The organism is Marinobacter sp. F3R08 (genome assembly GCF_018860425.1).
Classification (GTDB): Bacteria; Pseudomonadota; Gammaproteobacteria; order Pseudomonadales; family Oleiphilaceae; genus Marinobacter.
The window spans coordinates 363,472-389,477 of sequence record NZ_JAHKPI010000025.1 but is presented as its reverse complement, the minus strand read 5'-3'; the positions used below and the strand labels follow the sequence as shown (position 1 = coordinate 389,477).

At 54.8% G+C, this 26,006-nt stretch carries 29 protein-coding genes and 2 tRNA genes; 9 read left to right on the top strand and 22 right to left on the bottom strand.

What is annotated here, in order from left to right:
• Positions 1-5: 5 nt before the first annotated feature.
• Positions 6-884: a 4-hydroxy-tetrahydrodipicolinate synthase gene (dapA, locus tag KO499_RS17190; RefSeq protein WP_215984981.1), complete on the bottom strand. Its 879-nt coding sequence runs from the start codon at positions 882-884 to the stop codon at positions 6-8.
• A 74-nt stretch (positions 885-958) separates the two neighbouring features.
• Here dapA and KO499_RS17185 point away from each other — a divergent pair, with 74 nt between their 5' ends.
• Positions 959-1,426 (top strand): peroxiredoxin, encoded by a 468-nt coding sequence (locus KO499_RS17185; protein ID WP_215984980.1) that lies wholly within the window; start codon positions 959-961, stop codon positions 1,424-1,426.
• Positions 1,427-1,433: 7 nt separating this feature from the next.
• Here the strand turns inward: KO499_RS17185 and KO499_RS17180 are convergent, their stop codons facing one another.
• Positions 1,434-2,513, bottom strand: a complete 1,080-nt coding sequence (locus tag KO499_RS17180) for an AI-2E family transporter (RefSeq protein WP_215984979.1) — start codon at positions 2,511-2,513, stop codon at positions 1,434-1,436.
• Positions 2,514-2,529: 16 nt separating this feature from the next.
• Positions 2,530-2,757 carry a sulfurtransferase TusA family protein gene (locus KO499_RS17175; RefSeq protein ID WP_215984978.1) on the bottom strand — a complete coding sequence of 76 codons (228 nt, stop codon included), beginning with the start codon at positions 2,755-2,757 and terminating at the stop codon, positions 2,530-2,532.
• Between the two features lie 163 nt (positions 2,758-2,920).
• Here KO499_RS17175 and KO499_RS17170 point away from each other — a divergent pair, with 163 nt between their 5' ends.
• Positions 2,921-4,393, top strand: coding sequence for a M48 family metalloprotease (locus KO499_RS17170; protein WP_228340026.1), 1,473 nt, complete (start codon positions 2,921-2,923; stop codon positions 4,391-4,393).
• Here the strand turns inward: KO499_RS17170 and nadA are convergent, their stop codons facing one another.
• The 14 genes from nadA to aspS form a co-directional block, all read right to left on the bottom strand.
• Positions 4,394-5,455, bottom strand: coding sequence for a quinolinate synthase NadA (gene nadA, locus KO499_RS17165; protein WP_215984977.1), 1,062 nt, complete (start codon positions 5,453-5,455; stop codon positions 4,394-4,396).
• Positions 5,456-5,645: 190 nt separating this feature from the next.
• Positions 5,646-5,721: transfer RNA gene (locus KO499_RS17160), tRNA-Lys, on the bottom strand.
• A gap of 68 nt (positions 5,722-5,789) precedes the next feature.
• Positions 5,790-5,865, bottom strand: a tRNA-Lys gene (locus KO499_RS17155).
• A 94-nt stretch (positions 5,866-5,959) separates the two neighbouring features.
• Positions 5,960-6,697, bottom strand: a complete 738-nt coding sequence (ybgF, locus tag KO499_RS17150) for a tol-pal system protein YbgF (protein ID WP_215984976.1) — start codon at positions 6,695-6,697, stop codon at positions 5,960-5,962.
• Between the two features lie 16 nt (positions 6,698-6,713).
• Positions 6,714-7,286 carry a peptidoglycan-associated lipoprotein Pal gene (gene pal / locus KO499_RS17145; protein WP_215984975.1) on the bottom strand — a complete coding sequence of 191 codons (573 nt, stop codon included), beginning with the start codon at positions 7,284-7,286 and terminating at the stop codon, positions 6,714-6,716.
• Positions 7,287-7,354: 68 nt separating this feature from the next.
• Entirely contained in the window at positions 7,355-8,668 is a 1,314-nt protein-coding gene (gene tolB, locus KO499_RS17140; RefSeq protein WP_228340025.1) for a Tol-Pal system beta propeller repeat protein TolB, read from the bottom strand.
• 16 nt (positions 8,669-8,684) lie between these two features.
• Positions 8,685-9,659, bottom strand: coding sequence for a cell envelope integrity protein TolA (gene tolA / locus KO499_RS17135; protein ID WP_215985438.1), 975 nt, complete (start codon positions 9,657-9,659; stop codon positions 8,685-8,687).
• Positions 9,660-9,738: 79 nt separating this feature from the next.
• On the bottom strand, positions 9,739-10,185 hold the full coding sequence (tolR, locus tag KO499_RS17130; RefSeq protein ID WP_215984973.1) for a protein TolR: 447 nt from the start codon (positions 10,183-10,185) through the stop codon (positions 9,739-9,741).
• Positions 10,186-10,231: 46 nt separating this feature from the next.
• A complete protein-coding gene (tolQ, locus tag KO499_RS17125) occupies positions 10,232-10,921 on the bottom strand; it encodes a protein TolQ (RefSeq protein ID WP_215984972.1) in 690 nt (229 codons plus the stop codon).
• Positions 10,922-10,924: 3 nt separating this feature from the next.
• Positions 10,925-11,386: a tol-pal system-associated acyl-CoA thioesterase gene (gene ybgC, locus KO499_RS17120; protein ID WP_215984971.1), complete on the bottom strand. Its 462-nt coding sequence runs from the start codon at positions 11,384-11,386 to the stop codon at positions 10,925-10,927.
• Positions 11,379-12,410, bottom strand: a complete 1,032-nt coding sequence (gene ruvB, locus KO499_RS17115; RefSeq protein ID WP_215985437.1) for a Holliday junction branch migration DNA helicase RuvB — start codon at positions 12,408-12,410, stop codon at positions 11,379-11,381. Before ruvB ends, ybgC begins: the two co-directional genes overlap by 8 nt.
• Positions 12,411-12,542: 132 nt before the next feature.
• Positions 12,543-13,172, bottom strand: a complete 630-nt coding sequence (ruvA, locus tag KO499_RS17110) for a Holliday junction branch migration protein RuvA (RefSeq protein WP_215984970.1) — start codon at positions 13,170-13,172, stop codon at positions 12,543-12,545.
• A gap of 30 nt (positions 13,173-13,202) precedes the next feature.
• Entirely contained in the window at positions 13,203-13,730 is a 528-nt protein-coding gene (gene ruvC, locus KO499_RS17105) for a crossover junction endodeoxyribonuclease RuvC (RefSeq protein ID WP_215984969.1), read from the bottom strand.
• Between the two features lie 122 nt (positions 13,731-13,852).
• Entirely contained in the window at positions 13,853-15,661 is a 1,809-nt protein-coding gene (aspS, locus tag KO499_RS17100; protein WP_215984968.1) for an aspartate--tRNA ligase, read from the bottom strand.
• Between the two features lie 332 nt (positions 15,662-15,993).
• Here aspS and fabR point away from each other — a divergent pair, with 332 nt between their 5' ends.
• Complete coding sequence (gene fabR, locus KO499_RS17095) at positions 15,994-16,611, top strand: HTH-type transcriptional repressor FabR (RefSeq protein ID WP_215984967.1); 618 nt, start codon at positions 15,994-15,996, stop codon at positions 16,609-16,611.
• A gap of 13 nt (positions 16,612-16,624) precedes the next feature.
• On the opposite strand, the gene KO499_RS17090 is transcribed toward fabR, so the two are convergent.
• From KO499_RS17090 to tadA, 4 genes are read right to left on the bottom strand one after another with little or no spacing between them, the layout of a single operon-like run.
• Positions 16,625-17,059, bottom strand: a complete 435-nt coding sequence (locus KO499_RS17090) for an HIT domain-containing protein (protein WP_215984966.1) — start codon at positions 17,057-17,059, stop codon at positions 16,625-16,627.
• Between the two features lie 23 nt (positions 17,060-17,082).
• Positions 17,083-18,426 (bottom strand): UDP-glucose dehydrogenase family protein, encoded by a 1,344-nt coding sequence (locus KO499_RS17085; RefSeq protein ID WP_215984965.1) that lies wholly within the window; start codon positions 18,424-18,426, stop codon positions 17,083-17,085.
• A 30-nt stretch (positions 18,427-18,456) separates the two neighbouring features.
• Complete coding sequence (gene galE / locus KO499_RS17080) at positions 18,457-19,452, bottom strand: UDP-glucose 4-epimerase GalE (RefSeq protein ID WP_215984964.1); 996 nt, start codon at positions 19,450-19,452, stop codon at positions 18,457-18,459.
• An 8-nt stretch (positions 19,453-19,460) separates the two neighbouring features.
• Positions 19,461-19,964: a tRNA adenosine(34) deaminase TadA gene (gene tadA / locus KO499_RS17075; RefSeq protein ID WP_215985436.1), complete on the bottom strand. Its 504-nt coding sequence runs from the start codon at positions 19,962-19,964 to the stop codon at positions 19,461-19,463.
• A gap of 560 nt (positions 19,965-20,524) precedes the next feature.
• Between tadA and KO499_RS17070 the strand changes: the two genes are divergently transcribed.
• Positions 20,525-21,514, top strand: a complete 990-nt coding sequence (locus tag KO499_RS17070) for a DctP family TRAP transporter solute-binding subunit (protein ID WP_215984963.1) — start codon at positions 20,525-20,527, stop codon at positions 21,512-21,514.
• A gap of 193 nt (positions 21,515-21,707) precedes the next feature.
• On the opposite strand, the gene KO499_RS17065 is transcribed toward KO499_RS17070, so the two are convergent.
• On the bottom strand, positions 21,708-22,739 hold the full coding sequence (locus tag KO499_RS17065; RefSeq protein WP_228340024.1) for a hypothetical protein: 1,032 nt from the start codon (positions 22,737-22,739) through the stop codon (positions 21,708-21,710).
• 50 nt (positions 22,740-22,789) lie between these two features.
• Between KO499_RS17065 and KO499_RS17060 the strand changes: the two genes are divergently transcribed.
• From KO499_RS17060 to KO499_RS17040, 5 genes are all read left to right on the top strand, one after another.
• Positions 22,790-24,043 carry an RNA polymerase sigma factor gene (locus KO499_RS17060; RefSeq protein ID WP_215984962.1) on the top strand — a complete coding sequence of 418 codons (1,254 nt, stop codon included), beginning with the start codon at positions 22,790-22,792 and terminating at the stop codon, positions 24,041-24,043.
• Positions 24,044-24,134: 91 nt separating this feature from the next.
• Positions 24,135-24,299 carry a hypothetical protein gene (locus KO499_RS17055; protein ID WP_215984961.1) on the top strand — a complete coding sequence of 55 codons (165 nt, stop codon included), beginning with the start codon at positions 24,135-24,137 and terminating at the stop codon, positions 24,297-24,299.
• Positions 24,300-24,371: 72 nt separating this feature from the next.
• Positions 24,372-24,743 carry a DUF1428 domain-containing protein gene (locus KO499_RS17050; protein ID WP_215984960.1) on the top strand — a complete coding sequence of 124 codons (372 nt, stop codon included), beginning with the start codon at positions 24,372-24,374 and terminating at the stop codon, positions 24,741-24,743.
• A gap of 38 nt (positions 24,744-24,781) precedes the next feature.
• Positions 24,782-25,576 carry a VOC family protein gene (locus KO499_RS17045; protein WP_215984959.1) on the top strand — a complete coding sequence of 265 codons (795 nt, stop codon included), beginning with the start codon at positions 24,782-24,784 and terminating at the stop codon, positions 25,574-25,576.
• A gap of 37 nt (positions 25,577-25,613) precedes the next feature.
• Positions 25,614-25,982 (top strand): YciI family protein, encoded by a 369-nt coding sequence (locus KO499_RS17040; RefSeq protein WP_215984958.1) that lies wholly within the window; start codon positions 25,614-25,616, stop codon positions 25,980-25,982.
• Positions 25,983-26,006: the final 24 nt, after the last annotated feature.

The window sequence follows — 26,006 nt, the reverse complement described above, 5'->3', positions numbered from 1 at the left end:
CAAACTCAGAGTACACCTGAGGCCTTCAGGGCATCTTCCACTTCACCATGGAACTTTTCGCTAAGCGGTGTCAGGGGCAGACGAATGCCTTCTCCAATGATTCCCATGCGATGGAGAGCCCATTTCACCGGGATCGGGTTCGCCTCGAGGAACAACTTCCGGTTAAGGGGCATCAACAACTCGTTAAGACGATCGGTTTCCTCACGGTTACCGTCAACGGCCGCCTCGCACAACTGGGACATCGCCTTCGGAGCAACGTTGGCAGTCACAGAGACATTACCCTTGGCACCAGCCAGCATGAGCTCCGCTGCAGTGGCGTCATCACCGGAATACACCGCCAGCCGGCCATTCAGCGCTTCGATCAGCTCGACTCCACGGGGAATATTACCGGTGGCATCTTTGATACCCACGATGTTCGGGATGTCGGCGAGCCGGAGTACGGTCTCGTTGAGCATGTCGCAAGCAGTCCTGCCCGGTACGTTGTACAGCATCTGGCTCATGCCCGGAACCGCTTCGGCAATGGCTTTGAAATGCTGATACAGGCCTTCCTGAGTCGGCTTGTTGTAATAAGGAACCACAAGCAGACAGGCGTCGGCACCAAGCTTGTGGGCTTCAGCCGTAAGCTCAATGGCCTCACGGGTACTGTTCCCGCCAGTGCCTGCAATGACCGAGATTCGACCATCAACGCGCTTGATGATATGGCCGATGGCCTTACAGTGCTCTTCAGGATCCAACGTTGCTGATTCGCCGGTGGTGCCCACGGCAACAATGCCATGAGTTCCGTTTTCGATATGAAAGTCTACCAGCTTGTCCAGATCCTCCCAGTGAATGTCACCGTTTGGATGCATGGGCGTGACCAGTGCGACAAGGCTACCCGTAATCATAAATGCTCCGTCCGAGTAAAACCGATATGGTAATGTTGGGCACGAACTGACACAAGGGAATTAAAGGAGATGTCATGCCATCGGTTGAGTTAAGTAAACCCGTTCCGGATTTTGAAGCTCCAGCGACCGGAGACCAGACCATCCGGCTGGACAATCTGAAGGGCCAGAATGTCGTTATTTACTTCTACCCGAAGGACAACACGCCTGGCTGCACGACCGAAGGCCAGGACTTCCGGGACCGGATGCAGCAGTTTGAAGAATTGGACACGGTCATTCTTGGCGCTTCAAGAGATGGACTAAAGGCCCATGAAAATTTCCGGGCCAAACATGCGTTTCCGTTCCACCTTATTTCAGACAAGGACGAAACCCTTTGCAACCTGTTCGATGTGATCAAGTTAAAGAAGCTGTACGGCAAGGAGTACATGGGAATCGAACGCAGCACGTTCCTGATCGACAAAAACGGCGTGCTGCGAGCTGAATGGCGCGGCGTGAAGGTCAAAGGCCATGCAGACGAGGTCCTGCAAGCTGTGAAGGCGCTGTAGGCGCCTTTCAAGCATCGCTGGCTTCGGCCAGTGGTGCAGACTCTTTTACCGGCCAGGCGGCAAACACGGCTTTGAGCATGGTTGCCAGCGGAATGGCGAAGAAAACACCCCACAAGCCCCAGATCCCCCCAAAGAACAGCACAGCAACGATGATGGCCACCGGGTGCAGATTGTTCACCTCCGAGAAGAGAATCGGCACCAGAACATTGCCATCCAGCGCCTGAATAACGCCGTACACAACCATAACCCAGATAAAATGGCTACCCCAGCCAAAGGCAAACAATGCAATGACCGCAACCGGAATGGTGACAACGGCAGCGCCGATGTAGGGAATAACCACGCTCAGCCCAACCAGCAGCGAGAGTAACGCCGCATAGGGCATACCCAGCAGTTTGAAGGCAATATAGGTCGCCCCGCCCACAATCAGAATCTCCACGGCCTTGCCGCGGACATAGTTGGCGCACTGCAGATTCACTTCGTGCCAGATCTGCAGCATCATCGGACGCTGGGGTGGCAGCAGCCGGGCAATGGAGCTCAGCAGTACCTCGCGGTCTTTCAGGAAGAAAAACACCAGTATAGGCACCAGAACCATGTAGATCAGTAGCGCCACCAAGTCAGGGATGCTCGACAAAGAGAAAGACACCAGCCACTGGGTCATGTGCCCAACTTCTGTGCTTACCTGACTATAAATTGTGCTGACAGCCTCTGCGGAAATCAGGTGCGGATACTGTTCTGGTAACAGCTCAAGATAGGATTGCAGCTCGCGAATGATTCGTGGTGCTTCACCGGCCAGGGCGCTCAACTGTGTCCAGATCAGAGGCAGCAGTCCAAAAAGGACCCCAACAAGTACGCCCAGGAACACCAGGAATACGCCAACGATAGAGACGGTTTCCGGCACACCCAGCTTGTTGAGTTTGGTCACCAGCCCTTGCAGAATAAAGGCTACGATCAAGGAAGCAATGGCCGGCGCAAGCATGGCACCAAACCAGATTACGAAGATGGTTCCGGTTACCAGAATCAGAAAAAGAATGACGGCTTCTTCATCTGAGAAATACTTGTGCGCGAGACTGCGTAGTGTCCTGATCATGTACAACTCCAATGACTTAAGCGCCGCACTTTATCACAAACCGATATTGGCCGGCGGTTTCGGAGCTGCTAATCAACCTGTGATCAGACAATTGAAGAAACGCGGGGATGTCTCGGGCCGAACCTGCGTCCGTCGCGATTACCTCGAGCTCTTCACCAGGCGCCATGCTGTTCAGTTCCAACTTGGTTTTCAGCAGCGGCATCGGGCAGCGCAACCCGGAAGCATCAAGCGTTCTATCAACCATACGAGCGATACACCATCACAAAATAATAAGCGGATTTAACAAGCAGGCATTATGCCGACAGTGATAATGTATTGCATCACAATCCTCTGCCGGCAGGGGATCAGAACTTTTTACCGTAAACCACTGTCAAACCGGCTATATCAGACACAGGCACCATTGCTAAATGATTGTTTCATGCTCCCGACCCCGAACATTCCCGGCACTGGCCTTCATCCTGTTACTGGCACTTCCGTTCGTTTCGCTGCCGGGAGCAGCCCAGGAGAGCCAGTTACCGAGCATTGGCGGCAACGGCGGTGGCCTGATTGCCGGCCAGCAGGAATCGGAGATCGGCCAGCAGGTAATGGTCTCTATCCGCCGATCAGCATCACAGATCAGCGACCCGCTGGTTTATGATTATCTGAGCAACATCACCTATCGCCTGGTGCCCTCCGCTCCTCTCCAGGATCGAGACCTGACTCTGGCGCTGATCGACAGCCCTGCCATCAACGCGTTTGCCGTACCTGGAGGCATTGTGGGTGTCAATGGAGGCCTGTTCCTCAATGCCGCCACCGAACAGCAATTTGCCTCCGTCCTGGCTCACGAGCTTGCCCATCTCAGCCAGCGACATTTTGCCCGGCGCATGGAACAACAGGAAACCAGTGCACCGCTCACACTGGCAGGCATGATCGCCGGCATCGTGTTGTCTGCAGTCACCCAGTCGGATATTGGCCTCGCAGCCATTGCCGGAACTCAGGCACTGGCAACCCAGAACATGCTCGCGTACAGCCGCGCCAATGAGCAGGAAGCCGACCGGGTCGGCCTCGACATTCTGGCAAACGCGGGAATGGACCCTCGGGGCATGCCGGAAATGTTTGAAATCATGATGCGACAGAATCGAATGCAGGGAAATCGCCTGCCCGAGTATCTGTCCACACACCCGTTAACACAGAGCCGTGTTGCCGATACCCGAAACCGGGCAGAACAGTACCCCGACGAACATATCCGGGATGGCCAGGAATATCACCTTATGCGGAGCCGGCTACAGGTGTACTACGCGCCCTCACCTGACATTGCAGTAAAAACCTTCGAGGCTTATCTGGATCAACCAGATGCCCAGCGCAACGAAGCCATCCGTTACGGCCTGTCCGTGGCGTATCTTGAAGACAAGCAATACGACAAGGCTCTGAATATATTAAACAACCTGCTAACCACAAATCCGGGGCGGATCACCTTCCAAGTCACACTGGCGGAAGTCAGGCTGGCACAGAATCACACCGCCGAGGCTCGCGCCATACTGAAAGACGCACTGGCACGAAATCCGGGCAACTACCCAATCATCCACACCCTGGCCCAAACGGAAATAGCCGACGGCAATGGCGCTGCCGCCGCGTCATACCTCAAACAGTTGACCCGCCAACTTCCGGGACAAGAGCATCTGTGGCTGAAACTGGCCGAAGCCGAAGGGATGGCGAGAAACATCGTCGGCGTCCATCGTGCCCGCGCCGAATACGATGTACTGATGGGAGATCTGGAGTCGGCCCAGCGTCAGCTCAGGCAGGCACAGGAGAAATTACCGGCAGGCGCGCCACAACGGCAAGTTGTGACCGAGCGTCTGGCCGAAATCGCCAGTCGCCTGCACACCCGGGCCAACAGCTAATCAGGCGTTACCGGCAACCTTGAGGTTCATGTTGGCGGTAAAGTCCAGCATGCGCTGCAGGGGTTGAAGCGCACGCTCCCTCAGCTCCTGGCCCACGAGTACTTCCTGATCACCCTGCTCCAGGACCTGAAGAAGGTTCTGAAGACCATTCATCGCCATCCAGGGGCAATGCGCGCAACTGCGACAGGTGGCTCCGTTCCCCGCTGTGGGCGCCTCAATCAGTGTTTTGTTCGGCGCCAGCTGCTGCATCTTGTAGAAAATGCCGTTATCAGTGGCAACAATGAACTGTTCATTTGGCAATGTCTGAACCGCGTGAATCAGCTGAGAAGTTGAACCAACCACATCCGCCATTTCAACGACGGCATCCGGGGATTCAGGGTGGACAAGTACGGCTGCGTCCGGATAGAGGGCCTTCAGATCTTCCAACCCCCTGTGTTTGAATTCTTCGTGAACAATACATGAACCATCCCAGAGCAGCACATCCGCTCCGGTCGTTTTCTGCACGTAGTGCCCCAGATGCTTATCCGGAGCCCAAAGAATTTTTTCGCCTCGGGCATCCAGGTCTTCAACGATCGCCTGCGCACAACTTGAGGTAACCACCCAGTCTGCCCTCGCTTTGACTGCAGCAGACGTATTGGCATAGACCACAACGGTTCGATCCGGGTGTTGATCGCAGAATTCGGCAAATTCTTTTTCAGGACAACCCACGTCAAGGGAGCAGGTTGCCTCGAGTGTCGGCATCAGGACACGCTTTTCAGGGTTCAGGATCTTCGCGGTTTCACCCATGAACCGTACACCCGCCACCACAATGGTCGAGGCTGGATGCTGATTACCAAACCGGGCCATCTCCAGGGAGTCTGCAACACAGCCCCCCGTCTCTTCCGCAAGACGCTGAATGTCAGGATCGGTGTAATAATGGGCCACCAGAACAGCATCCTGATCCTTCAGGACCGATTTGATACGAGCCTCCAGCTCAGACTTTTCATCCGCGCTGAGCGCTTTTGGCTCGGCCGCATGGGCCAGATGTTCTTGAACAAGAATGCGGTCTTCGGCGTATGTCATTACTGCGTCTCTGTATTGCGTTGACCGGGGCATTATAGCATTCATGCCCAAGCCTTAATGTTCCTGAAACAGTCGTATCACAAAACTGCGATTATTTTTCTTTATCTGACTACTTAGGTAAGAACGTATGCGCAAAAAAAAAGAGCCCTAGGGCTCTTTTTTTCACAAAAGCCCGAAGGCTTCTGCTATTTGGTGGGTCGTGAAGGATTCGAACCTTCGACCAATTGGTTAAAAGCCAACTGCTCTACCAACTGAGCTAACGACCCGTAACTGACGACCGGAGTTTTAACTCCGATCAGTACCGAATGACTCAGCCCACCCGGTACTTCATGTTTGGTGGGTCGTGAAGGATTCGAACCTTCGACCAATTGGTTAAAAGCCAACTGCTCTACCAACTGAGCTAACGACCCAAACGAGGCGCATATAGTAATGATTTTTGGCTGTTGATCAACCCTTTTTATTCAGGTTTCTCAACATTTTTACCAGGACCTGCGATCAGCTGTTCTACGATTCCAGAAACTTCCTGGCCAGGTCTGCAGAACTACTGGACGGATAGTCATCAATCACAGTTTGCATGCTACGCCGTGCCTGCTCCTTTTCCCCAAGGCGATCCTGCGCCACTCCCAGCTTGTAAACAGCATCTGGCGCTTTTCGATGATCCGGGAAACGGGTACCAACAATGGTGAACGCCTGCTTCGCCTGCTCCAACTGCGGCTTGACGAGGTACACTTCGCCTAGCCAGTAATAGGCGTTAACCGTCAGATCACCTTCCGGATACTCATCGATGAACTCGTATATCCGGCTGATAGCCTCATCATACTTTTTCTGATTACGGATCAGGTCCTGGATCTGATTGTAGGCTTCGCGCTCTTTTGCGTCAGGCTGGCGATATTCTCTTACCTCCGGCGCTGGTCCCGAAACCGTGGTACCGGCCCCCTCACTGGTCTCCGGAACTGGTTGCGATGCCAGCGTTTCGGAAAGGTTCAGAATACGCTGATCCAGGTCGATATAGCGGTCACGCCCCTGTTGCTGTAACCGATCTATCAGGTGCCTCTGCTCCTCCACTTCGCCCTGGAGTCGCCTTACTTCACCCTGAAGTTGCTGGATCATGTAAAACAGTTCGGACGTCGCCTGACTGTTACCGGCATTGCGCTGACTGTCTTGGGCAGATTGCGCCAGGGCGCCTCCCGCCTGCCCGAGGGCAAACGGAAGTACCACTGTCGCCATGAGCGTTTTTCTCATGGTTTTTCCTGTGTAATTACTCAAATACGAGTTCTACACGACGGTTCTGAGCCCACGCGCTTTCGCTGGAACCCATCACTGCCGGCTTCTCTTCACCATAGCTTACGGTTTCGATCTGGCCACGTGAAGCACCATTGACGATCAGGAAGCGTTGTACGGCGTTGGCACGACGCTCGCCAAGAGCCAGGTTGTATTCCTTGGTACCGCGCTCATCAGCATGCCCCTCAACACGAACACCCTGTCCCGGGTTATTGGCGAGAAAACGAGCGTGCGCCACCAGCACGTCACGGGCTTCCTGATTAATTTCGGCGGTGTCAAAATCAAAGTAGAACACGGTGATTTCGCGCAGCGCTTGCTGTGCAGCTTGTTCCTGCGCTTCCATACGCTCCTGATCGGTCATGGATGACGAAGACACACCATCCTGATCGTCACCACCATAAACAGTGGAACCACCTTCCTGATCCACCGCTGCAACGTCTGAGCCGTATTCACCACCGTCTTCAGACGTTCCACCCGTGGAACTACAGCCAGCGACCAGACCAACAGACAACAACAGTGCAAATGCTTTTGATTGAGCTGGGAAATTCATAGTTTTCTTCCTTTCAGTTGAGTGACGAAATTATTTGAACGACTGCCGGCCCCGAAATTGCCGGACAATCAACGAACCAAAGGCCCCCAGGCCGGATCCCGGACATCCCCTTCGGCCGCCGGCAAGCTGTATGCTGCCCCACCATCGGCAGAAATGACCGTAAGTACGTTGCTTCCACCCTGACGTGTGGCGTAGATCAGCATCCGACCATTCGGAGCAACACTGGGAGACTCATCAGACCCGGTGCGGGTAAGTATGGTTTCCTCACCGGTTTTCAACTCGGTACGAGCGATGTGAAAGGCCCCGTCCCGTTGATGCACATAGTAAACAAACTGACCATCATCATCCGGCCTTGGACGTGCATTATAGCGACTGCCAAAGGTAATACGGCGAGGCTCAGCGCCCGGCCTTTCCATATGATAGATCTGTGGGCCACCGGAGCGGTCCGAGGTGAGGAAAATGCCGCTGCCATCGGCATCCCAGCTTGCTTCGGTATCAATTGCCCAGTGATTGGTGAGCTTGGTCAATTGCCGGCTACCCAGATCCATCCTGTAAATTTCGGCGTTACCGTCCTTAGAAAGCGTCATCAATAGAGATTGACCATCATCCGACCACGCGGGAGCGGAATTCAATCCTGGAAAATCAGCAACTTTGGTACGCTTACCCGAGGCAAGCTCGTGAACAAAAATCACCGGTTTCCCTGTCTCAAACGAAACATAGGCCAGCCTTTTGCCATCTGGTGACCAGGCCGGTGAGAGAATAGGCTCCTGGCTTTCCAGCCTGATCCGTGCACGCTTGCCATCCACATCGCTCACCTGAAGCCGATAACGAGGCTTTCCAGTGACGTTGTCCAGCGTCACGTAGGCAAGTTTGGTAGAGAAGGCGCCCGGGACACCGGTGATAGCCTCATACACTTTGTCGCTGATGTGGTGCGCCAGAGAGCGCATATTGGACGCAGGAGCAGCAGCGGTTTCCCCCAGAATCCGTTCTTCGCGGTTTACATCGAACAACTCAAACCGGGCTTCAATACGATCCCCGCTTCGAGTAAGCGCCCCAACCAGGACGTAACGCTGGCCGAGCAGGCGCCAGTCGCGAAAATACACTTCTTCCCGGCGGGAAGGCAGACTCAGCATCTTTCCGGGAGGCAGGGTACGAAACTCGCCTGTCATGGTCAGATCTGACTGAACAATCGTGCTGACTTTATCCCCGGCAGGAACCTGACCGGACTCGGCAAAGGGCACCACCGCGACGGGAATTGCAGCATTCGCACCTTCAGTGATGCGGATCAACAGCTCTGCCCTCGCGCCCGACACGGCGACAAAAAACAGAACAAACACTATAAGGAACGTTCTGAACCGTTTGTTGGAAATCCGATGTGTCATGGCGTTATCCATTTCGTTATCTGATCATCCGGCGTGGATTGAATTCAATCGTGAACTGTCGGAAATACCGCTCAAACGTATCCCGCTCTTTCGGTATCGGGTAACGGTTCAATGAGCGTACTGCACTCAGAGCGGAATTGTCGAAGGCTGTGTTTCCACTGGTACCAACCAATTTAACACCAGCGAGTTCACCGGTTGGCAACAGCGTAATCTGCAGGCGCGCGGTCATCTCTTCCGTGGCCGACGATGGTGGATACCACTTCTGACTCAAGCGCTCCCGGATCAGCGCCTGATACTTCTCGCTCTCGGACAGCATCTGCGCCTCACGGGCTTTCGCAGCAGCCGCTTCTTGTTGACGACGGGCCTCTTCTGCCCGAGCCTTCTGAGCCGCGTCTGCCTGGGCTTCGAGTTGCTGTTCGCGGAGCTTCCGCTCAGCCTCAAGGCGTTTGCGCTCAGCTTCCTGCCGGGCCTGCTCCTCCTGTCGCTTGCGCTCAGCCTCCTCACGCTTGCGCTGCTCTTCCTGCTTGCGCTTTTGCTCTTCCGCCAGGCGTTTTGCTTCTTCCTGCCGGCGTTTCTCTTCTTCAGCTTTCTGCCGCGCCTGCTCCTTGGCTTCGGCCCTGGCCTTTTGACGCGCGGCTTCAGCTTCACGCGCTTTCTGTGCTTCCCGTTCCTTCGCCTCGGCTACCTGACGTTCACGCTCTTCCTGCTGCTGACGCTTTTCCTGTTCGTCCTGACGCTTCTGCTCTGCGATCCGACGGGCTTCTTCCTGGCGCGCGGCTTCCGCCTGACGACGCTGTTCTTCTGCCCGGCGCTCTTCGTTACGTTCCTGCTGATCGTTCGGCTCCACAACGGGGCTGGGTTCAGGCTCTTGCTGTGTAATCAAACGGGCCGATATGCTTCTGGGCGGCGGCTCGTGTTCGGAGCTCGTCCACGACCAGCCGGCCAGCGCAACGCCCAGAATCAGCAGATGCAACGCCACCGACAGTGCCACCGGTGATTTCCAGGGTGGCACTCCGGTTGTGGTTACTTCGCGCTGGTGATCTCTCACAACATTCCTGCCCGTACCGGTATCAATTGTCGTCCCGGGGTGATTCCGTAATCAGACCGATACTGCTGGCCCCGGCACCCTGTAATTCAGCCATCAGCCTGACAACGGTGCCGTACGGGACGTTTTCATCACCGCGAACCAGAATCTCACTTGATGAACGCTGAGAGAGAACTTTCGTTATCTGTGCACGCAAATCCCCCAGTGACATGGGGTCGCTGCCCTCGTCACCGATCTCAACGTAATAGGCGCCATTGGCATCCACGGAAACGATAATGGATTCCACATCCTTGTCCGCTTGAATCGGATCGGACGTGGTTTGCGGAAGATCAACCTTGACCCCCTGAGTGAGCATCGGGGCGGTGACCATGAAAATAATGAGAAGCACCAGCATTACGTCAATGTAGGGGACCACGTTGATCTCCGACATTGGCTTGCGCCGTTGCTCCGGCATCATGCCCATGCCTTTCATAAAGCGGTGCTCCTAGCCTGTTCCGGTATCAAGGGACCTGCCGTCATCATGCGGAACCCTTTTCACTCTGGTGAACCCGGCGATGCAGAATGCTTGAGAACTCATCAGCAAAGGTTTCGTAATTCTTCAGCAGCGCATCCGACATGGCCGAGAAACGGTTATACGCGATGACTGCAGGAATCGCGGCAAACAGACCCATGGCCGTCGCAATCAGGGCTTCCGATATACCCGGAGCCACTGTCGCAAGGGTAGCTTGCTGAACCTGAGCCAGGCCACGAAAGGAATTCATAATCCCCCAGACGGTGCCAAACAGGCCGACGTAAGGACTGGTGGAGCCGACTGTTGCCAGAAACGGCAGGCTGGTCTCCAACCGCTCCTGCTCCCGTGAGAAGGCAACGCGCATGGCTCGCTGGGTCCCTTCCATCACCGCGTCTGCGTCACGGCTTTGCTGTCGCAGCCGAGAAAACTCCTTGAAGCCAGCGCGAAACAGGGATTCCATGCCGGAGAACGGTGTCGGCTCGGAATTGACCTCACGATACAGCTGACCCAGATCCATTCCGGACCAGAAACGCTCTTCAAACGCGAGTTGCGCTCGCTTTGCTTTTCGGAAAACCTGTAAGCGTTGAAAAATAAGGGCCCAGGACATGATGGACGCGAGGGCCAGCAAAAGCATGACCAGCTGCACCAGCACACCGGCATTGGCAATCAGGTACCAGACTGAAAGTTCTGAATCCACTTCTTACTCCTGGCTAATTCTGTTTATCGTTTCAGTGGGCTGGACATTCCTGGCCAGCAAATCCTGCATGTTTGCCGGCAAACGGCGGGGGCGACCGGTGTCGAGCGCGACACAGGCCACCCGAACGTCACTGTCGCTGAGCAGTTTCCCGTCTCCGGCACGTATTACGCGCTGCCGGAAATCCATCGATACCCGACCAAAAGCCACAGGCTCAGCAGTGACCCGTAATTCGTCATCAAGCTTTGCCGGTACAGCATAATGGATGGACAGCCTTTGCACGACATAGCTGATGTTGTCAGCAAGGCCAGCCCTCAGACCGACTCCGCAGCTACGCACCCACTCCGTGCGGGCACGCTCCATGTAATGAAGGTATTTGGCATGGAACACGATGCCACCGGCGTCGGTGTCTTCGATATAGACCCGAATGGGCAGTTCGAACCTTGCTTCTGCTGCCTGTTCAGCCAAACGGATCGTCCTCCTTGCCCGATTTCGAAGGAATGACGCCAAAGTGCTGGTAGGCGTTGGATGTCACCATGCGTCCTCTTGGCGTCCGCACCATATACCCCTGCTGAATCAGGAAGGGTTCGAGCACATCCTCAATAGTGCCCCGCTCTTCGCTGATTGCAGCCGCAAGACTCTCGACACCAACAGGACCACCATCGAACTTCTCAATCATTGCCAGCAACAGTCGACGATCCATATGATCGAAGCCCTGATTATCCACTTTCAGCATGTTCAGGGCCTGGTCGGCTATGTCAGAGGTGATACGACCATCTGAACGTACTTCGGCAAAATCGCGGACCCGGCGCAACAGGCGGTTGGCGATTCGCGGGGTGCCCCGCGAGCGGCGCGCTATCTCGAATGCCCCGGCCTCATCAACCGAAACCGAGGACAGGCGCGCGGAGCGCATAATAATGCTGGTAAGATCTTCCGTATTATAAAACTCAAGGCGTTGAACGATACCAAAGCGATCCCTTAGCGGGGATGTCAGCAAACCAGCGCGGGTGGTGGCGCCCACCAGAGTAAAGGGCGGCAGATCCAGCTTGATGGAACGAGCCGCCGGCCCCTCACCAATCATGATATCCAGCTGGTAATCTTCCATCGCGGGATAGAGGACTTCCTCTACCGCGGCACTGAGACGGTGAATTTCATCAATGAAAAGAACGTCACCTTCTTCGAGGTTGGTAAGCATGGCCGCCAGATCACCGGCCTTTTCCAGGACCGGCCCCGAGGTGGTCTTGATGGATACTCCCATCTCATTGGCGATGATATTGGCCAGGGTTGTCTTACCAAGACCAGGAGGACCGAAGATCAGAACGTGGTCGAGCGCTTCCTGACGGCCGCGTGCGGCGGATATAAAAATATCCATCTGCTCACGAACCGTAGGCTGGCCAACATATTCAGCCAGCAGCGTCGGGCGAATGGCCCTGTCCTGTACTTCCTCGTATTCACCGGCCCGGGCCGTAATCAACCGGTCGGATTCGATCATGGCATCACCCATAGTGTGGGAATCAACATCGTGCCTCACGTTTGCCCGCTATTCCAGCGCAGCCCCAATTGTACAAAGGGCTTGGCAGGTGTCACGTTACGCTCTCTACAGATTCGCGACAGGTTTTCGTGATCAGGCCGGTATCATGTTTCTCAGAGCCAACCGAATAAGCGTTTCACTTGTCATATCGTCCTCAGCCACCTTGCTGATAGCCTTTGCGGCCTCCTGTGGCTTGTAACCCAGCGCAATCAGAGCAGCTTCGGCTTCTTCGGTCGCCATCGCCCCGCCAGACTGGGGCTGAGCGGCTCCGTGACCCATTCCTGTCGTCTCAGGCGACGCTGGCACAAATTGCCCTTCAAGTTGCCCTATCCGGTCCGCCATTTCAATAAGAAGCCGTTCAGCGGTTTTCTTGCCAACTCCGGGTAGCTTGACGAGTGAGGCGACGTCACGATTTTCCACACAGCGAATAAATTGCTGGGCATCCAGACCAGAAAGAATCCCTATCGCCAGCTTTGGACCGACACCGTTAACCTTGATCAGCAGCCTGAACAGGTTCCGGTCAAGCATCGACGCAAAGCCATAGAGGCTTTGGGCATCCTCCCGCACAGCAAAATGGGTATGCAAGGTGACTTCCGCACCGGTTTCGGGCAAATGAAAGAAGGTGGTGTAGGGGATATCGACTTCATAGCCAAGGCCTGCGCACTCCACCAACGCCTGAGCCGGAGCCTTTTCAACCAGAATACCTCGGATACGACCAATCAAGCTGTATCTCCTGTCGCTCGCACGAGCGGTTTAGTTGTGTCGGACACGACCGCTTCTGACCTTGCCGGCACCACTGGCCACGCGCAGGATACTTTGGCTCATATGAGCGTGGCACATTGCAATTGCCAGAGCATCGGCAGCGTCTGCCTGGGGCTTGCGTGGCAGAGAAAGCAGCACCTGTACCATGTGCTGAACCTGGGACTTGTCGGCGCCGCCTTTGCCAACCACGGCCTGCTTTACCTGCCGGGCCGAGTACTCATGGACTGCCAGCCCGCTGTTGGCCGCACTCACAATGGCGGCCCCCCTGGCCTGACCAAGTTTCAGCGCCGAGTCCGGATTGCGGGCCATGAATACCTGCTCAATGGCAAACTCTTCGGGACGGTATTCCCCGATCAGGGTAGCAAGGCTCTGAAAGATGTTCTGAAGGCGCTCGGCCATGGGTTTTTCACCCACCCGGATGCAACCGCTGTCTATGTACTCGATGTGCCGGCCTTCGACTCGAATGACGCCGTAACCGGTAATTCTTGATCCGGGATCAACGCCCAGAATTATTGCCACATCGGTGCCCCTGAATGGTTACAGCGATTCTAAGATCTCGGCGGCGATGTCCGCGCGCAGGCGTGGGTTATCGTCCATAACTCCCCCACCCCTGCGCACAGTTACCGTCGGTTCAAGCTGACTTACTCGTTGCCCTCACCGGCTTCCGCCTTGTGGCCTTCGACCGGCTTCGACGGCTTGCGCAGACGGATATGCAACTCACGCAACTGCTTTTCGTCCACTTCTCCCGGTGCCTGGGTCATGAGACAGGTGGCACTCTGGGTTTTCGGGAACGCGATCACGTCACGGATAGAGGTAGCACCGGTCATCAGCATCACCAGACGATCCAGACCGAACGCCAGGCCGCCATGAGGCGGACAACCGAACTTCAGAGCGTCCAGCAGGAAGCCAAACTTGGCACGGGCTTCTTCTTCACCGATACCGAGGATACGGAATACCGCTTCCTGCATCGCCTCATCGTGAATACGGATGGAACCACCGCCCAGCTCAGTACCGTTCAACACCATGTCGTAGGCACGGGAAAGCGCATTAGCCGGGTCTGCGGCCAGATCTTCCGGACTGCAGGACGGCGCAGTGAACGGATGGTGAATCGCGGTCAGGCCACCGTCTGAGGTTTCCTCGAACATCGGGAAATCGACGACCCACAGTGGTGCCCACTCGGAGGTCAGCATTTCCAGATCGTGGCCAACCTTGATACGCAGTGCACCCAGGGCTTCGTTGACCACATTGGTCTTGTCCGCACCGAAGAAGACGATATCACCGTCTTCTACCCCCACTCGCTCCATAATCGCCAGGGCCACATCATTACCCAGGAACTTGATGATTGGCGACTGCAGGCCTTCCGCGCCCTTGGACAGGTCGTTGACCTTGATGTAGGCAAGACCCTTGGCGCCATAAATGCCGACAAACTTGGTGTACTCGTCGATCTGTTTACGTGTCAGCTCACCGCCTTTAGGAACCCGCAGCGCGGCAACCCGACCCTTAGGATCTTTTGCAGGCCCTGCAAACACCTTGAAGTCGACACCCTCGACCAGATCATTGACGTCGAGCAATTCCAGAGGGATACGGAGGTCCGGCTTGTCACTACCGTAACGCTGCATGGCTTCCGCATAAGGCATGCGAGGGAACGTCGGCAGTTCAACATCCAACACGTCCTTGAATAGAGCCCGGATCATGTCCTCGTTCAGACCCATCAGAGTCTCTTCATCAATGAAAGAGGCTTCGATATCTACCTGGGTAAACTCCGGCTGGCGATCTGCACGCAGGTCTTCATCGCGGAAACACTTGGCGATCTGGTAGTAACGGTCGACACCAGACACCATCAGCAACTGCTTGAACAGCTGAGGAGACTGAGGCAACGCGAAGAAGGAGCCTTCCTGGGTACGGCTGGGCACCAGGTAATCCCGTGCGCCTTCTGGCGTGGCTCGGGTCAGAATCGGCGTTTCCACGTCCATGAAGCCGTTGCTGTCCAGGTAGTTTCGAATGTAACTCGTTACGCGGGAACGAAAACGCAGTCGGTTGATCATCTCTGGACGACGCAGGTCCACAAAACGATACTTCAGACGGACGTCTTCACCCACGTCTACATGCTCATCCAGCGGAAACGGCGGCGTCGCTGCAGCGTTCAGGATACTGACTTCCTTGCCCAGCAGCTCAACTTGCCCGGTCGGCATGGTGTTATTTTCGGTACCCGCGGGACGGCGACGAACCCGGCCAGTAACCTTGACAACGAACTCGCTTCGGACTTTCTCGGCGAGGGCAAAGCTCTCAGGGGTATCAGGATCAACCACCACCTGAGACATCCCATCCCGATCCCGCAGATCCAGGAAGATAACCCCACCGTGGTCACGGCGACGGTGGACCCAACCGCAAAGTGTGACTTCCTGATCAATGTGGGATTCGTTAATCCCACCGCAATAATGACTGCGCATACCGGTTCCCGTTACGTTTAATGTGTTCAAAATTGATGCTTCAAATGCTGCACCGAAAGTGGCCGACTGTTGCGAAACACGCTGCAAATACGTCCCTGCTGGCTCTGCTTCGCCATTCCGTGCTCCGCGAAGTCCCGGAAAAGCCGACGACACCCGGCGCTACGATATTCGTACCCGCTCAAAAATGTTGCGACCATAGCGGAAAAGCCGACCATTATAAACACAATGACACCGAAAATCAGGCGTGAAGACCCGCAAATTAGGCAGTCGGATGACGCCAGGATTTCAGCCGGCTAGAATGCCTCCTTTAAAACGGCGGATGGAGTTTCACGTTGGCCACCAGAGCGGAACAGAAACTGAAAACCCGGCGAGCACTCATGGATGCCGCACTGACACAACTGAGTGCAGATCGGGGCTTTGGCAGCCTTAGCTTGAGAGAGGTCGCCCGGGAAGCTGGAATCGCCCCAACCTCCTTCTACCGGCACTTTGCAGAGCTCGACGAACTGGGATTGGCGCTGGTGGATGAAGGCGGCGTCGCCCTGCGGCAACTCATGCGTCAGGCCCGAAAGCGGATCGCTCGGGACGGTGGCAGCGCCATCTCGACGTCCGTGGAGACGTTCATGGAGTATCTGGGCAACAACGCAAACCTGTTCCGACTGATGTTACGGGAAAGAACCGGTGTCTCCACGACCTTCCGGACAGCGGTGAAAGCAGAAATTGATCACTTTGTTACCGAACTGGCGGATGACCTGCGCAGGATCGCCCGCGAACAGAACACGCCGCTCTCGGACGCCAGACTGGTGGCAGAAGCCATGGTAACGCTGGTCTTCAACCAGGGAGCCGAGGCTCTGGATGCAACACCAGAGGAGTGCGAGCAGCTGAAGTCCAAACTGAAAACCGAGCTCAGAATGATACTGGTCGGCTCCCAGACCCTGGCAAAATGCCAGTAACCCCTGCAGGCGATCAGACCCCGTCTTGAAGTTCGGCAAGCACTCCGGCCAGCCGCCGCCGGACCTGCTCCAACTCCTCTTCGGAGTAGCTTACCGGTGCCTGCTTGCCCCATATTGGGGCCGGCCAGGCAGGATCGTTCTCGAACCGTACAATATGATGAATATGGAGTTGCGGGACCATGTTGCCAAGCGCAGCGACATTCATCTTATCGCCACCGAACTCATTCATCATGGCCTCGCTGAGAGCAGAAGACTCCCTTACCAACTGATGCTGCTGATCCGCCGACAATTGATAGATCTCCCGGACCCCGTTAACCGCTGGCACCAACAGCACCCACAGCCAGGTACTGTCGTTCATCAACCGGATCTCACACAACGAAGTACGCCCCAGAGCAACAGTATCGGCCTCAATTCGGTCGTGCAGACGAAACATCGCCAACTCCTTCATGAGAGTCCTCCTGCCATCTGAGTTTACTCCGAGTGAAACTGGTTCCGGCCACGACCAATTGCATAGTAAATCAAGCCGTATCTCTCCAGCATTTCTGGCTCATAGAGATTCCGACCGTCGAAAACAACCGGCTCGCGAATAGCCGCGGCGATGGACTCAAAGTCCGGCGACCTGAATTCTTTCCACTCGGTGCAAATTGCCAGAACATCCGCACCTTTGAGAGCCTGCTCTTTTGTACCGCACAGCGTGAGGCCATCTTGACTGCCATAGATACGCTGGGTTTCTTCCATGGCTTCCGGGTCAAAAGCCTGCACTGTCGCGCCGGCTTTCCAGAGATCTTCCATCAGGGTTCCGGATGAAGCCTCGCGCATATCGTCAGTATTGGGCTTGAAAGCCAATCCCCAGAGCGCGACTACTTTGCCTTTCAGGTCACCGCCAAAGTAGTGGCTGATCTTGTCGAAAAGCACGTGCTTCTGGGCGTAGTTTACCGATTCAACCGCATTTAGCAGGCGCGCTTCATACCCGCAATCACTGGCCGTTCGGGCCAGAGCCTGAACGTCCTTCGGGAAACACGATCCCCCATAGCCACACCCTGGGTAAATAAAGTGATAACCAATCCTCGGGTCGGAACCAATGCCACGGCGCACGGCCTCAATATCCGCTCCCAGTCGTTCGGCGAGGTTGGCAATTTCGTTCATGAAACTGATCTTGGTAGCCAACATGGAGTTGGCGGCGTACTTGGTGAGCTCCGCGGAACGCAGATCCATAAAGATCATGCGATCGTGATTCCGGTTGAAAGGATAATACACTTCCCTCAACAACTCCGATGCCCGCTCACTGTCGGTACCAACAACAATGCGATCCGGCTTCATGAAATCGTTGATCGCTGCGCCTTCCTTGAGAAATTCAGGATTGGACACCACGTCAAATTCCAGCTCCAGCCCACGACAATCCAACTGGGCCCGAACCGCAGACTTCACTTTATCGCCGGTGCCTACCGGTACCGTCGACTTGTCGACTACTACTTTGTAGTCCTCCATGTACTCACCGATGGCGCGCGCAACCGCAGTGACGTACTGGAGATCGGCGGAGCCGTCTTCATCGGGAGGCGTACCCACAGCAATAAACTGCAGCGTGCCATGGCGAACCGCTTCTTCCGTATCCGTGGTGAAAGACAGGCGACCTGCCTCTACGGTGTGCTTCACAATATTGTCCAGACCCGGCTCATAAATGGGAATCTGGCCATTTTTCAGTTTATCAATCTTGTGCTGATCAACATCCATGCACAGAACGTCATGACCAACATCCGCAAGGCAGGCGCCAGTCACCAGGCCAACATAACCTGTTCCAAAAATCGTTATTTTCATCCTTTAAATCCCGATACGAAGACAAAAAAGTTATTGGGTCTGGTTTGCTTTTTTCTTTTGCCAAATTTTTTCCCAGTCCAGAGCAGTGCCGACTATGGTATCCAGGTCATCATAATCCGGCTGCCACCCCAAGGTCTGACGAATAAGAGTGTTGTCCGCCATAAGTGCCGCCGGGTCGCCGGCACGACGCCCGGTCTCCGTCACTGGAAAATCCACGCCGGATTTCTGCTTGACCACATCAATGACTTCGCGAACGGTAAAACCACGCCCATAACCGCAGTTCATAACCTTCGAAGGGCCACCGCCTGCCATGTAATCCAGCGCCATAACATGGGCCTTGGCCAGATCTTCCACATGAATGTAATCTCGAATGCAGGTGCCATCGCGGGTTTCGTAATCCGTACCAAACACACTCATCCCCGCTCGCTGCCCTGTCACACATTCGCAGGCCACCTTGATCAGGTGCGTAGCTTCAGGCGTCGCCTGGCCAAGCAGGCCATCCGGATTGGCACCGGCCACATTGAAGTAACGGAGAATCACGTAGTTCAGGCTCGAGGCCGCGGCCAGATCCATGATCATCCGTTCACTCATCATCTTGGAAGCACCATACGGATTGATCGGAGCCAGCGGCAGGTCCTCCGTAAGCACCGTCTGTTCAGGCATACCATAGACCGCCGCAGTGGATGAAAAGACCATGTAAGGCACGCGGTGCTTTTCGACTGCTTTCAGGAGATTGAGGGTATTGCGGGTATTGTTGCCGTAGTATTTCAATGGGTTTGTAACGGATTCCGGCACCACTATGTTGGCCGCGAAATGTAAAACGGCCTCAAAGCGGTGACGGGAAAACAGATCATCGACAGCCTGTTCATCCGCCAAATCCCCAACCACCAGTTCGCCGGCGGTTACTGCCCAGCGATAGCCTGTGGAGAGGTTATCGAAAACCACGATATCGTGGCCGGCCTGGCCCAACTGACGAACCACATGACTACCAATATACCCGGCTCCGCCGGTCACAAGGATTTTCATACGCGAGATTACTCCTTCCCTGAAGCTTGATTACGAAGACGCCGGATATCAGCCCGTCGCCGACCAAAAAACTCACTGATTACCTGACCACACTGACGAGCCAAAACACCGCCAACGGCAACAACGTCCCAGTTCAGATGGGGTTCCTCTAGCGTTCTGCGAGCGGACTCTATGGCACCCGCTTTGGGCTCGGTAGCACCATACACGAGGCGACTGACCCTGGCATGAACGATGGCACCCACACACATGGTACAGGGCTCCAGAGTAACGTAAAGCGTAGCTCCTGACAGCCGATAATTGCCCACCCTGGCAGCGGCGTCCCGCATTGCCCGGATCTCCGCATGTGCTGTTGGATCGCAGCCGGAAATCGGAGCATTAAAGCCTGCACCGATTTCCTTCCCGTCCAGAACCACGACAGCCCCAACAGGCACCTCGCCTATCGCCGCTGCCTCAGCGGCGAGTTGCAGTGCACGCTTCATCCAGCGCTCATCTTCCGCCGTCACTTCAGGCATTCGATCCGGGTCGCCCACCAGCTATTCCCACTCCGTTACAAAGAGACATTTTTATCTTTTTATCAATTGCTTATTCTACTTCGGAAAATCGACACCATCGACCTTGAGGCGTCCTCCCTGCCCCACTTCAAAGGGCGAGACCAATGCCTGACACTTTATATAGGGAAGAAACAGGCGTGAGATTATTCTAAATCAGTACACTACCGACGCAGAAAATGACTCTCTAAACCATTGTAACTGCGAACGATACGGAGGCATGCAGCCTTACTACCGAGACAATTGCCCCGGCATTTCTGGTGCAGGCTCGCCTGGAAGCTGCGCTGCCGGTGATTTATCTGGTCTTTAATGAAGGCTACCAAGCGCCCGGCAGAATACAAAAATCAAACATTATAGCTGAACCGCCTGTAAGTATCGGCTGGTAAAATAATGAATGGAGATTACCAGGCAAGTCCAGAATTATGACAATCATTCGCACTGGGGCTAGAACTGACGTCTACTGCTGCCCCGCGAGTTAATCGGATTTACCAGCCCACCACCAATAACACAAAGGAAGCACTTAGATGAACCGTCGTACCCTTTCCACTCTGCTGGGGCTGATTACCTTCCTGTTGCCCATGCTCTCGTGGGCTGCACCACAACCATTGATTTTTTCCCACGTTGTCTCGCCCGATACTCCAAAGGGCAAGATGGCGGAGATGTTCAAATCGATCGTTGAGAAAAAGCTGGGCGATCAATACGAGATAATCATCCATTCTGACTCCAGCCTGATGAACGACAACGAAGCAGTCAACGCCATCGCAGATGGCCGCATTCACTTTGCCGCGCCGTCACTCTCCAAGTTCGAACGTTACACCCAACAACTTAAGGTTTTTGACCTGCCCTTTCTCTTCCCAGACATGAACGCTGTGAATCGTTTCCAGAAGAGCCCGACTGGGCAAGCGCTACTGACCAGCATGAAAAGTCAGGGCATACTCGGGCTCGGTTACCTGCACAACGGCCTAAAGCAACTGACAGCAGACCGTCCATTCACCCAACCGGATGATCTGGCGGGGCTGCACTTTCGCACCATGAACTCGGACGTACTCATCAAGCAATTCGAATTGCTGAACGCCAAAGCCGTGCCCATTGCATTTTCCGAGGTTTACCAGGCGCTTGCCGAGCAACGCATTCAAGGACAGGAAAATACTTGGTCTAATATTTTTTCTAAGGCGTTCTACGATCACCAGCCCTACATGATGATATCCAACCATGGCGTGCTGGATTATATGCTGATCACGAATTCTGATTTCTGGGGCGGTTTGAGCGAAGAAGAGCAACGTTCATTTCGCTTCGCTTTGGATATGTCGTTGAAATACGGTAACGCCGTGGCCAAAGCTAAGAGCGCTAACGACAAGACTGAACTGAGCAGAATGAAAAGCGTCTCCGTATACGAGCCTTCAGCCGATGAACTGGCCACCTGGCAAACTGCCATGCAACCGTTATGGGACAGCTACAAAGATATAATCGGCGAGGAAATCATTCGGGCCGCCCAGCAAGCGAGTCGCCCCTGAACCAGGAAATGGCGCGCTGGCAACTGGCCTCCCTGGCAGTACGCCAGCGCATAGTCGATCCCCGTGTGCACTCCAGCTACCTGCCCAGAGCTTTGACCGGCCACCGTCAGACGGGATCAGCGCGACAAGACATACGGAACAGTGAAAAAGCTCGCTCAGGATTAACGATTTTCCCAAGGCTAAAAAGAGTCAGTTAATTCGTTCGAACAAAGACCCAGTTTGTACCGACGTTGTCGCACACGATCACATCACGATCAATGGGCTCACACAAAGAGAGGCTTTCTGGCAACTCATCATGGTTGCGGGTCGTCACATTCAGGGTTTTCCGATCCTGCTTGAGCAGTTCATAGGTCTGCTCCATACGCTCGGAAAAATCCACGCCGCCGCTTTCAAGTGTATGAAAAGCATTGTGAAACGCTGTGAAGCTCATGGTATTTGCGCCCAGGCCAATGGTCAGCATTTTGAGAATATAGCGATCATAAGCTGCCGAAAGATACGATCGTACAGCTTCATTGTCGTTATATTTGCCACCGAAAGGCACAATGTCAAGGCGGTTGCTCGGCTTCAGCACCCCGTATTCCAGCGAAGCCAGTGTGCGATTTCCGACCAATTCATAGACCTCTTCCGGGCACTGGATGACCTCGCCCCTTAACTGGCAACCCGCCAATCTTTGATTAATGGATAACCCCGACACGGATTCACTCGCAGATTCCCGTGACTGCATGGCCGGATCGGGTTCAGGTTTAGCTTCAGGTATATGGCTGGCCGAAACCTCGGGCAATGTCAGTCCCAAACGTTTAGCCGGCTGACGTAACAACAGCACCTGCACACTTTGATCATTCCTTTTGAAATCCACCAGAGAAGGCAGGCCTGCTCCGTCACCGAGTTCGACAACCTCGCAGTAGAGACGCTCCAACTCTGACTGTGCTGACGCCAGGCAAGCCTCATCGGCGCTGGCGGTCGAAATCCAGCTAACGACGAGAATGGCAGTAACAGCACTGCCTGGCCAAACTCCAACATCACGCATAGTTTCTACTTTCCCGTCGGGGGCACCTTTTATCGTTAGGCAGATTTCTGCGCCAACATCGTAGCAAACCGCAACTTGGCGCCGTTGTGCATAGTGCCAAAATCCTCGTGGGTAACCGACATCATAGTGGCCAAAGGTGATGGTTTCCTGTCTGTCGCTGACGGACCAGAAAGTGGTGAACGGGATAAAGTATGACACAATGCCTAGAGCGCGCGCGCCAAGAAGAAGGTTTCCGCATAGGCCATAGCATGCCCCCTCTTTCTGTTGAACAACGTATTACAGCAATCTATCGCGACGAAGCCAGTCGGGTACTAGCCACGCTGATGCGACTGTTTCAGGGTAACTTCGATCTCGCTGAAGACGCCATGCAGGAGGCTTTTATTGCTGCACTGGCACAGTGGCAGCGCGATGGCATCCCTGATAACCCGCGGGCTTGGCTGGTCTCCACCGGGCGCTTTAAAGCCATCGACCGGCTGCGCAAAAACACCCGCCTCGACAACAACCTGGCAGCCATCGCCGACAGCCTTGAAACCCAGGAGCAAACCCTCCCACTGGAAGATGAAAGCACCCTCGAAGATGACCGCCTCAGACTCATTTTCACCTGTTGCCACCCCAGCCTTTCCATCGAAGCGCGAGTTGCGCTGACATTGCGTGAAGTGTGCGGATTAACCACCGAGGCTATCGCAGCGGCCTTTCTTGTGCCAGTACCGACACTGGCTCAGCGTATTGTCAGGACAAAGAACAAAATTCGGGCTGCGGGAATCCCCTACGCGGTGCCAGAGCCACACGCACTACCGGCTCGGCTCGACGCAGTTTTATCAACTATATATCTGGTTTTTAATGAAGGCTACTCTGCCTCCAGCGGGTGCTCGGTAACCCAGCAAGACCTATCCGCCGAGGCCATTCGCCTGAACAGACTGCTGCAAAGTTTATTGCCCCACGCTGAGATCACCGGCCTGCTGGCCCTGATGCTGTTACACGATGCCCGACGCGGAGGCCGCACTAACGCCGACGGTGATTTAATTCCGCTGGAAGAACAGAATCGCTCACACTGGAACCGCGCCCAGATCAGTGAAGGCTGTGATCTTGTAGTCCAGGCTTTGCAAGCCGGTCCACCTGGGATATATACCCTGCAAGCCGCCATCGCCGCTGTCCATGCCGAAGCACCCTCGGCCGAAGAAACCGACTGGGCAGAAATCACCGGCCTCTACGAGCTTCTATCTCAGCTCAGCCCCTCGCCCATCGTAGAACTCAATCGCGCCGTCGCGGTAGCCATGCGCGATGGCCCAGCGGCCGGCCTGCGGGAGATGGATAAACTCAAAGATCACAAGGCACTGCAGCGCTATCACCTGCTGCATGCCGCTCGCGCTGACTTGTTTCGTCGACTGGGGCAATCCCCGCAAGCCATTAGCTGCTATCAGCAAGCGCTGGAGGTAGTTCAACAGGAACCCGAGCGACGCTTTCTACAACAGCGCTTGGCTCGACTGCAAAAACATTCATAAAATTATTGCTGCATTGTCGAAATCCTATTGCGACCCACGACTAGAGGTAGAGAGCACCTTGTCACTGACCCAATAGTGAGGATGACAATCCATGACAGCGATGATACTTGTAAACCTGCCCGCCACAAATCTCGACATATCCACGGCCTTCTACCAGGCACTGGACTTCCACAACAATCCCCAACTCACCGATATAACCGCCGGTATGGTACGGAGCGACAATCACCGCAGAGGGAATTTACGCATAAAATTTTAAGAACTGTCGAAATCCGACCGCAGTGGACGACTAATCAATGTAAATACCCGCTAAACCCAGAGGATCAAGACCATGAGCTATATTGACGGAATAGTTATCGCCGTACCCAAAACCAACAAAGAGCAATTCATTCAACACGCCCAAACGGCAGACGCCGTCTTCATTGAGTGGGGTGCCACCCGCGTGTTCGAATGCTGGCAGGACGATGTACCCGATGGCAAAGTGACCGACTTCCGTCGGGCCGTGCAAGCGCAGGAAAATGAAGCGGTGGTGTTTTCATGGGTGGAATGGCCCGATAAAGCCACACGCGATGCAGCCATGCAGAAAATGATGTCAACCAGCGAGAATGACCCTCGCCTCAGCCCCCACTCAAACCCGATGCCCTTCGATGGTATCCGCATGATTTACGGCGGCTTTGCGCCGGTGGTAGCACTGGAACAATAGTCACACCCCCTCCACCACCACTCATCTGGGGAACAACCATGTCCAACTCTCACGGCGAGTTTATCTGGTACGAGTTATTAACCGACAATAGCGACGCGGCATTAACTTTCTACCGCGCGATACTGGGCTGGCAAGCCACCGACAGCGGGCAGCCCGGCATGGATTACCGCATCTTGAGCAATCATGATAAAGGCAGCGGCGAATCGCACGATGTCTGCGGCTTACTGACACTCACTGAAGCGATGCGTCGAAGTGGAGCAAGGCCAGTATGGCTAGGTTATATTGGCGTCGACGATGTCGATCTGGCTATTGCCAATATCATTAGCGCCGGTGGCAGCAAGCAGATGCCGCCAACGGATATTCCCAACGTGGGCCGTATCGCTATGGTCACCGATCCGCAGGGTACCCCTTTTTACATAATGCGGAGTCTCAGTGATGAGACCAGCCTAGCCTTTGCGGCAGACAAGCCCCGTATTGGTCACTGCGCCTGGAACGAACTGGTCACCACAGATCCTGAAGCCGCTAAAGCATTTTATTTCAGGGAATTTAGCTGGAGCAAAGACGGTGAGTTGGACATGGGGCCAATGGGCCGTTACGAGTTTATTCGCCACAACGGTGTCATCGGCGCCATCATGCGAAAACCCGAAGATATGCCACTCCCAATGTGGCAATACTATTTTCGCTGCGCAGATATTGACCTCGCCTGTAAACGAATTATCGACAATGGTGGAGAACTCCTCCGCGGACCCGACGAAATCCCCGGCGGCGACTTTACCATCAATGGCATTGATCCGCAGGGCGCTCTATTTGCACTGGTGGGGACAAGGAAATAGTGGGTCGAAAAATAACTATGACGCGAGGAACGAAGCAATGAAATACCTATGCCTGGTCTATTACGACGAAAAAAATATGCAGAAAATGTCTCAACAGGAGTGGGACAGCCTGAATCAAGAATGTATTGAATGCGTTGCCGGCTTAACACAGGGTGGTCACTTTCTCGACGGCGCGCCGCTGCTGTCCACCGATACCGCGACCACCCTGCGCGTGCGCGACAATAAACCGCTAATTACCGATGGCCCTTTCGCGGAAACCAAAGAACAACTAGCGGGGTTTTATATGCTGGAAGCTCGGGATATGAATGAGGCAATTCGGCTGGCAGAAAAAATCCCACCGGCCCGCTATGGCTGTGTGGAAATACGCCCGGTGCGGGAATTGATGGAACAAAACAATACTCGATGATTACTGACCACGGATAAACCATAC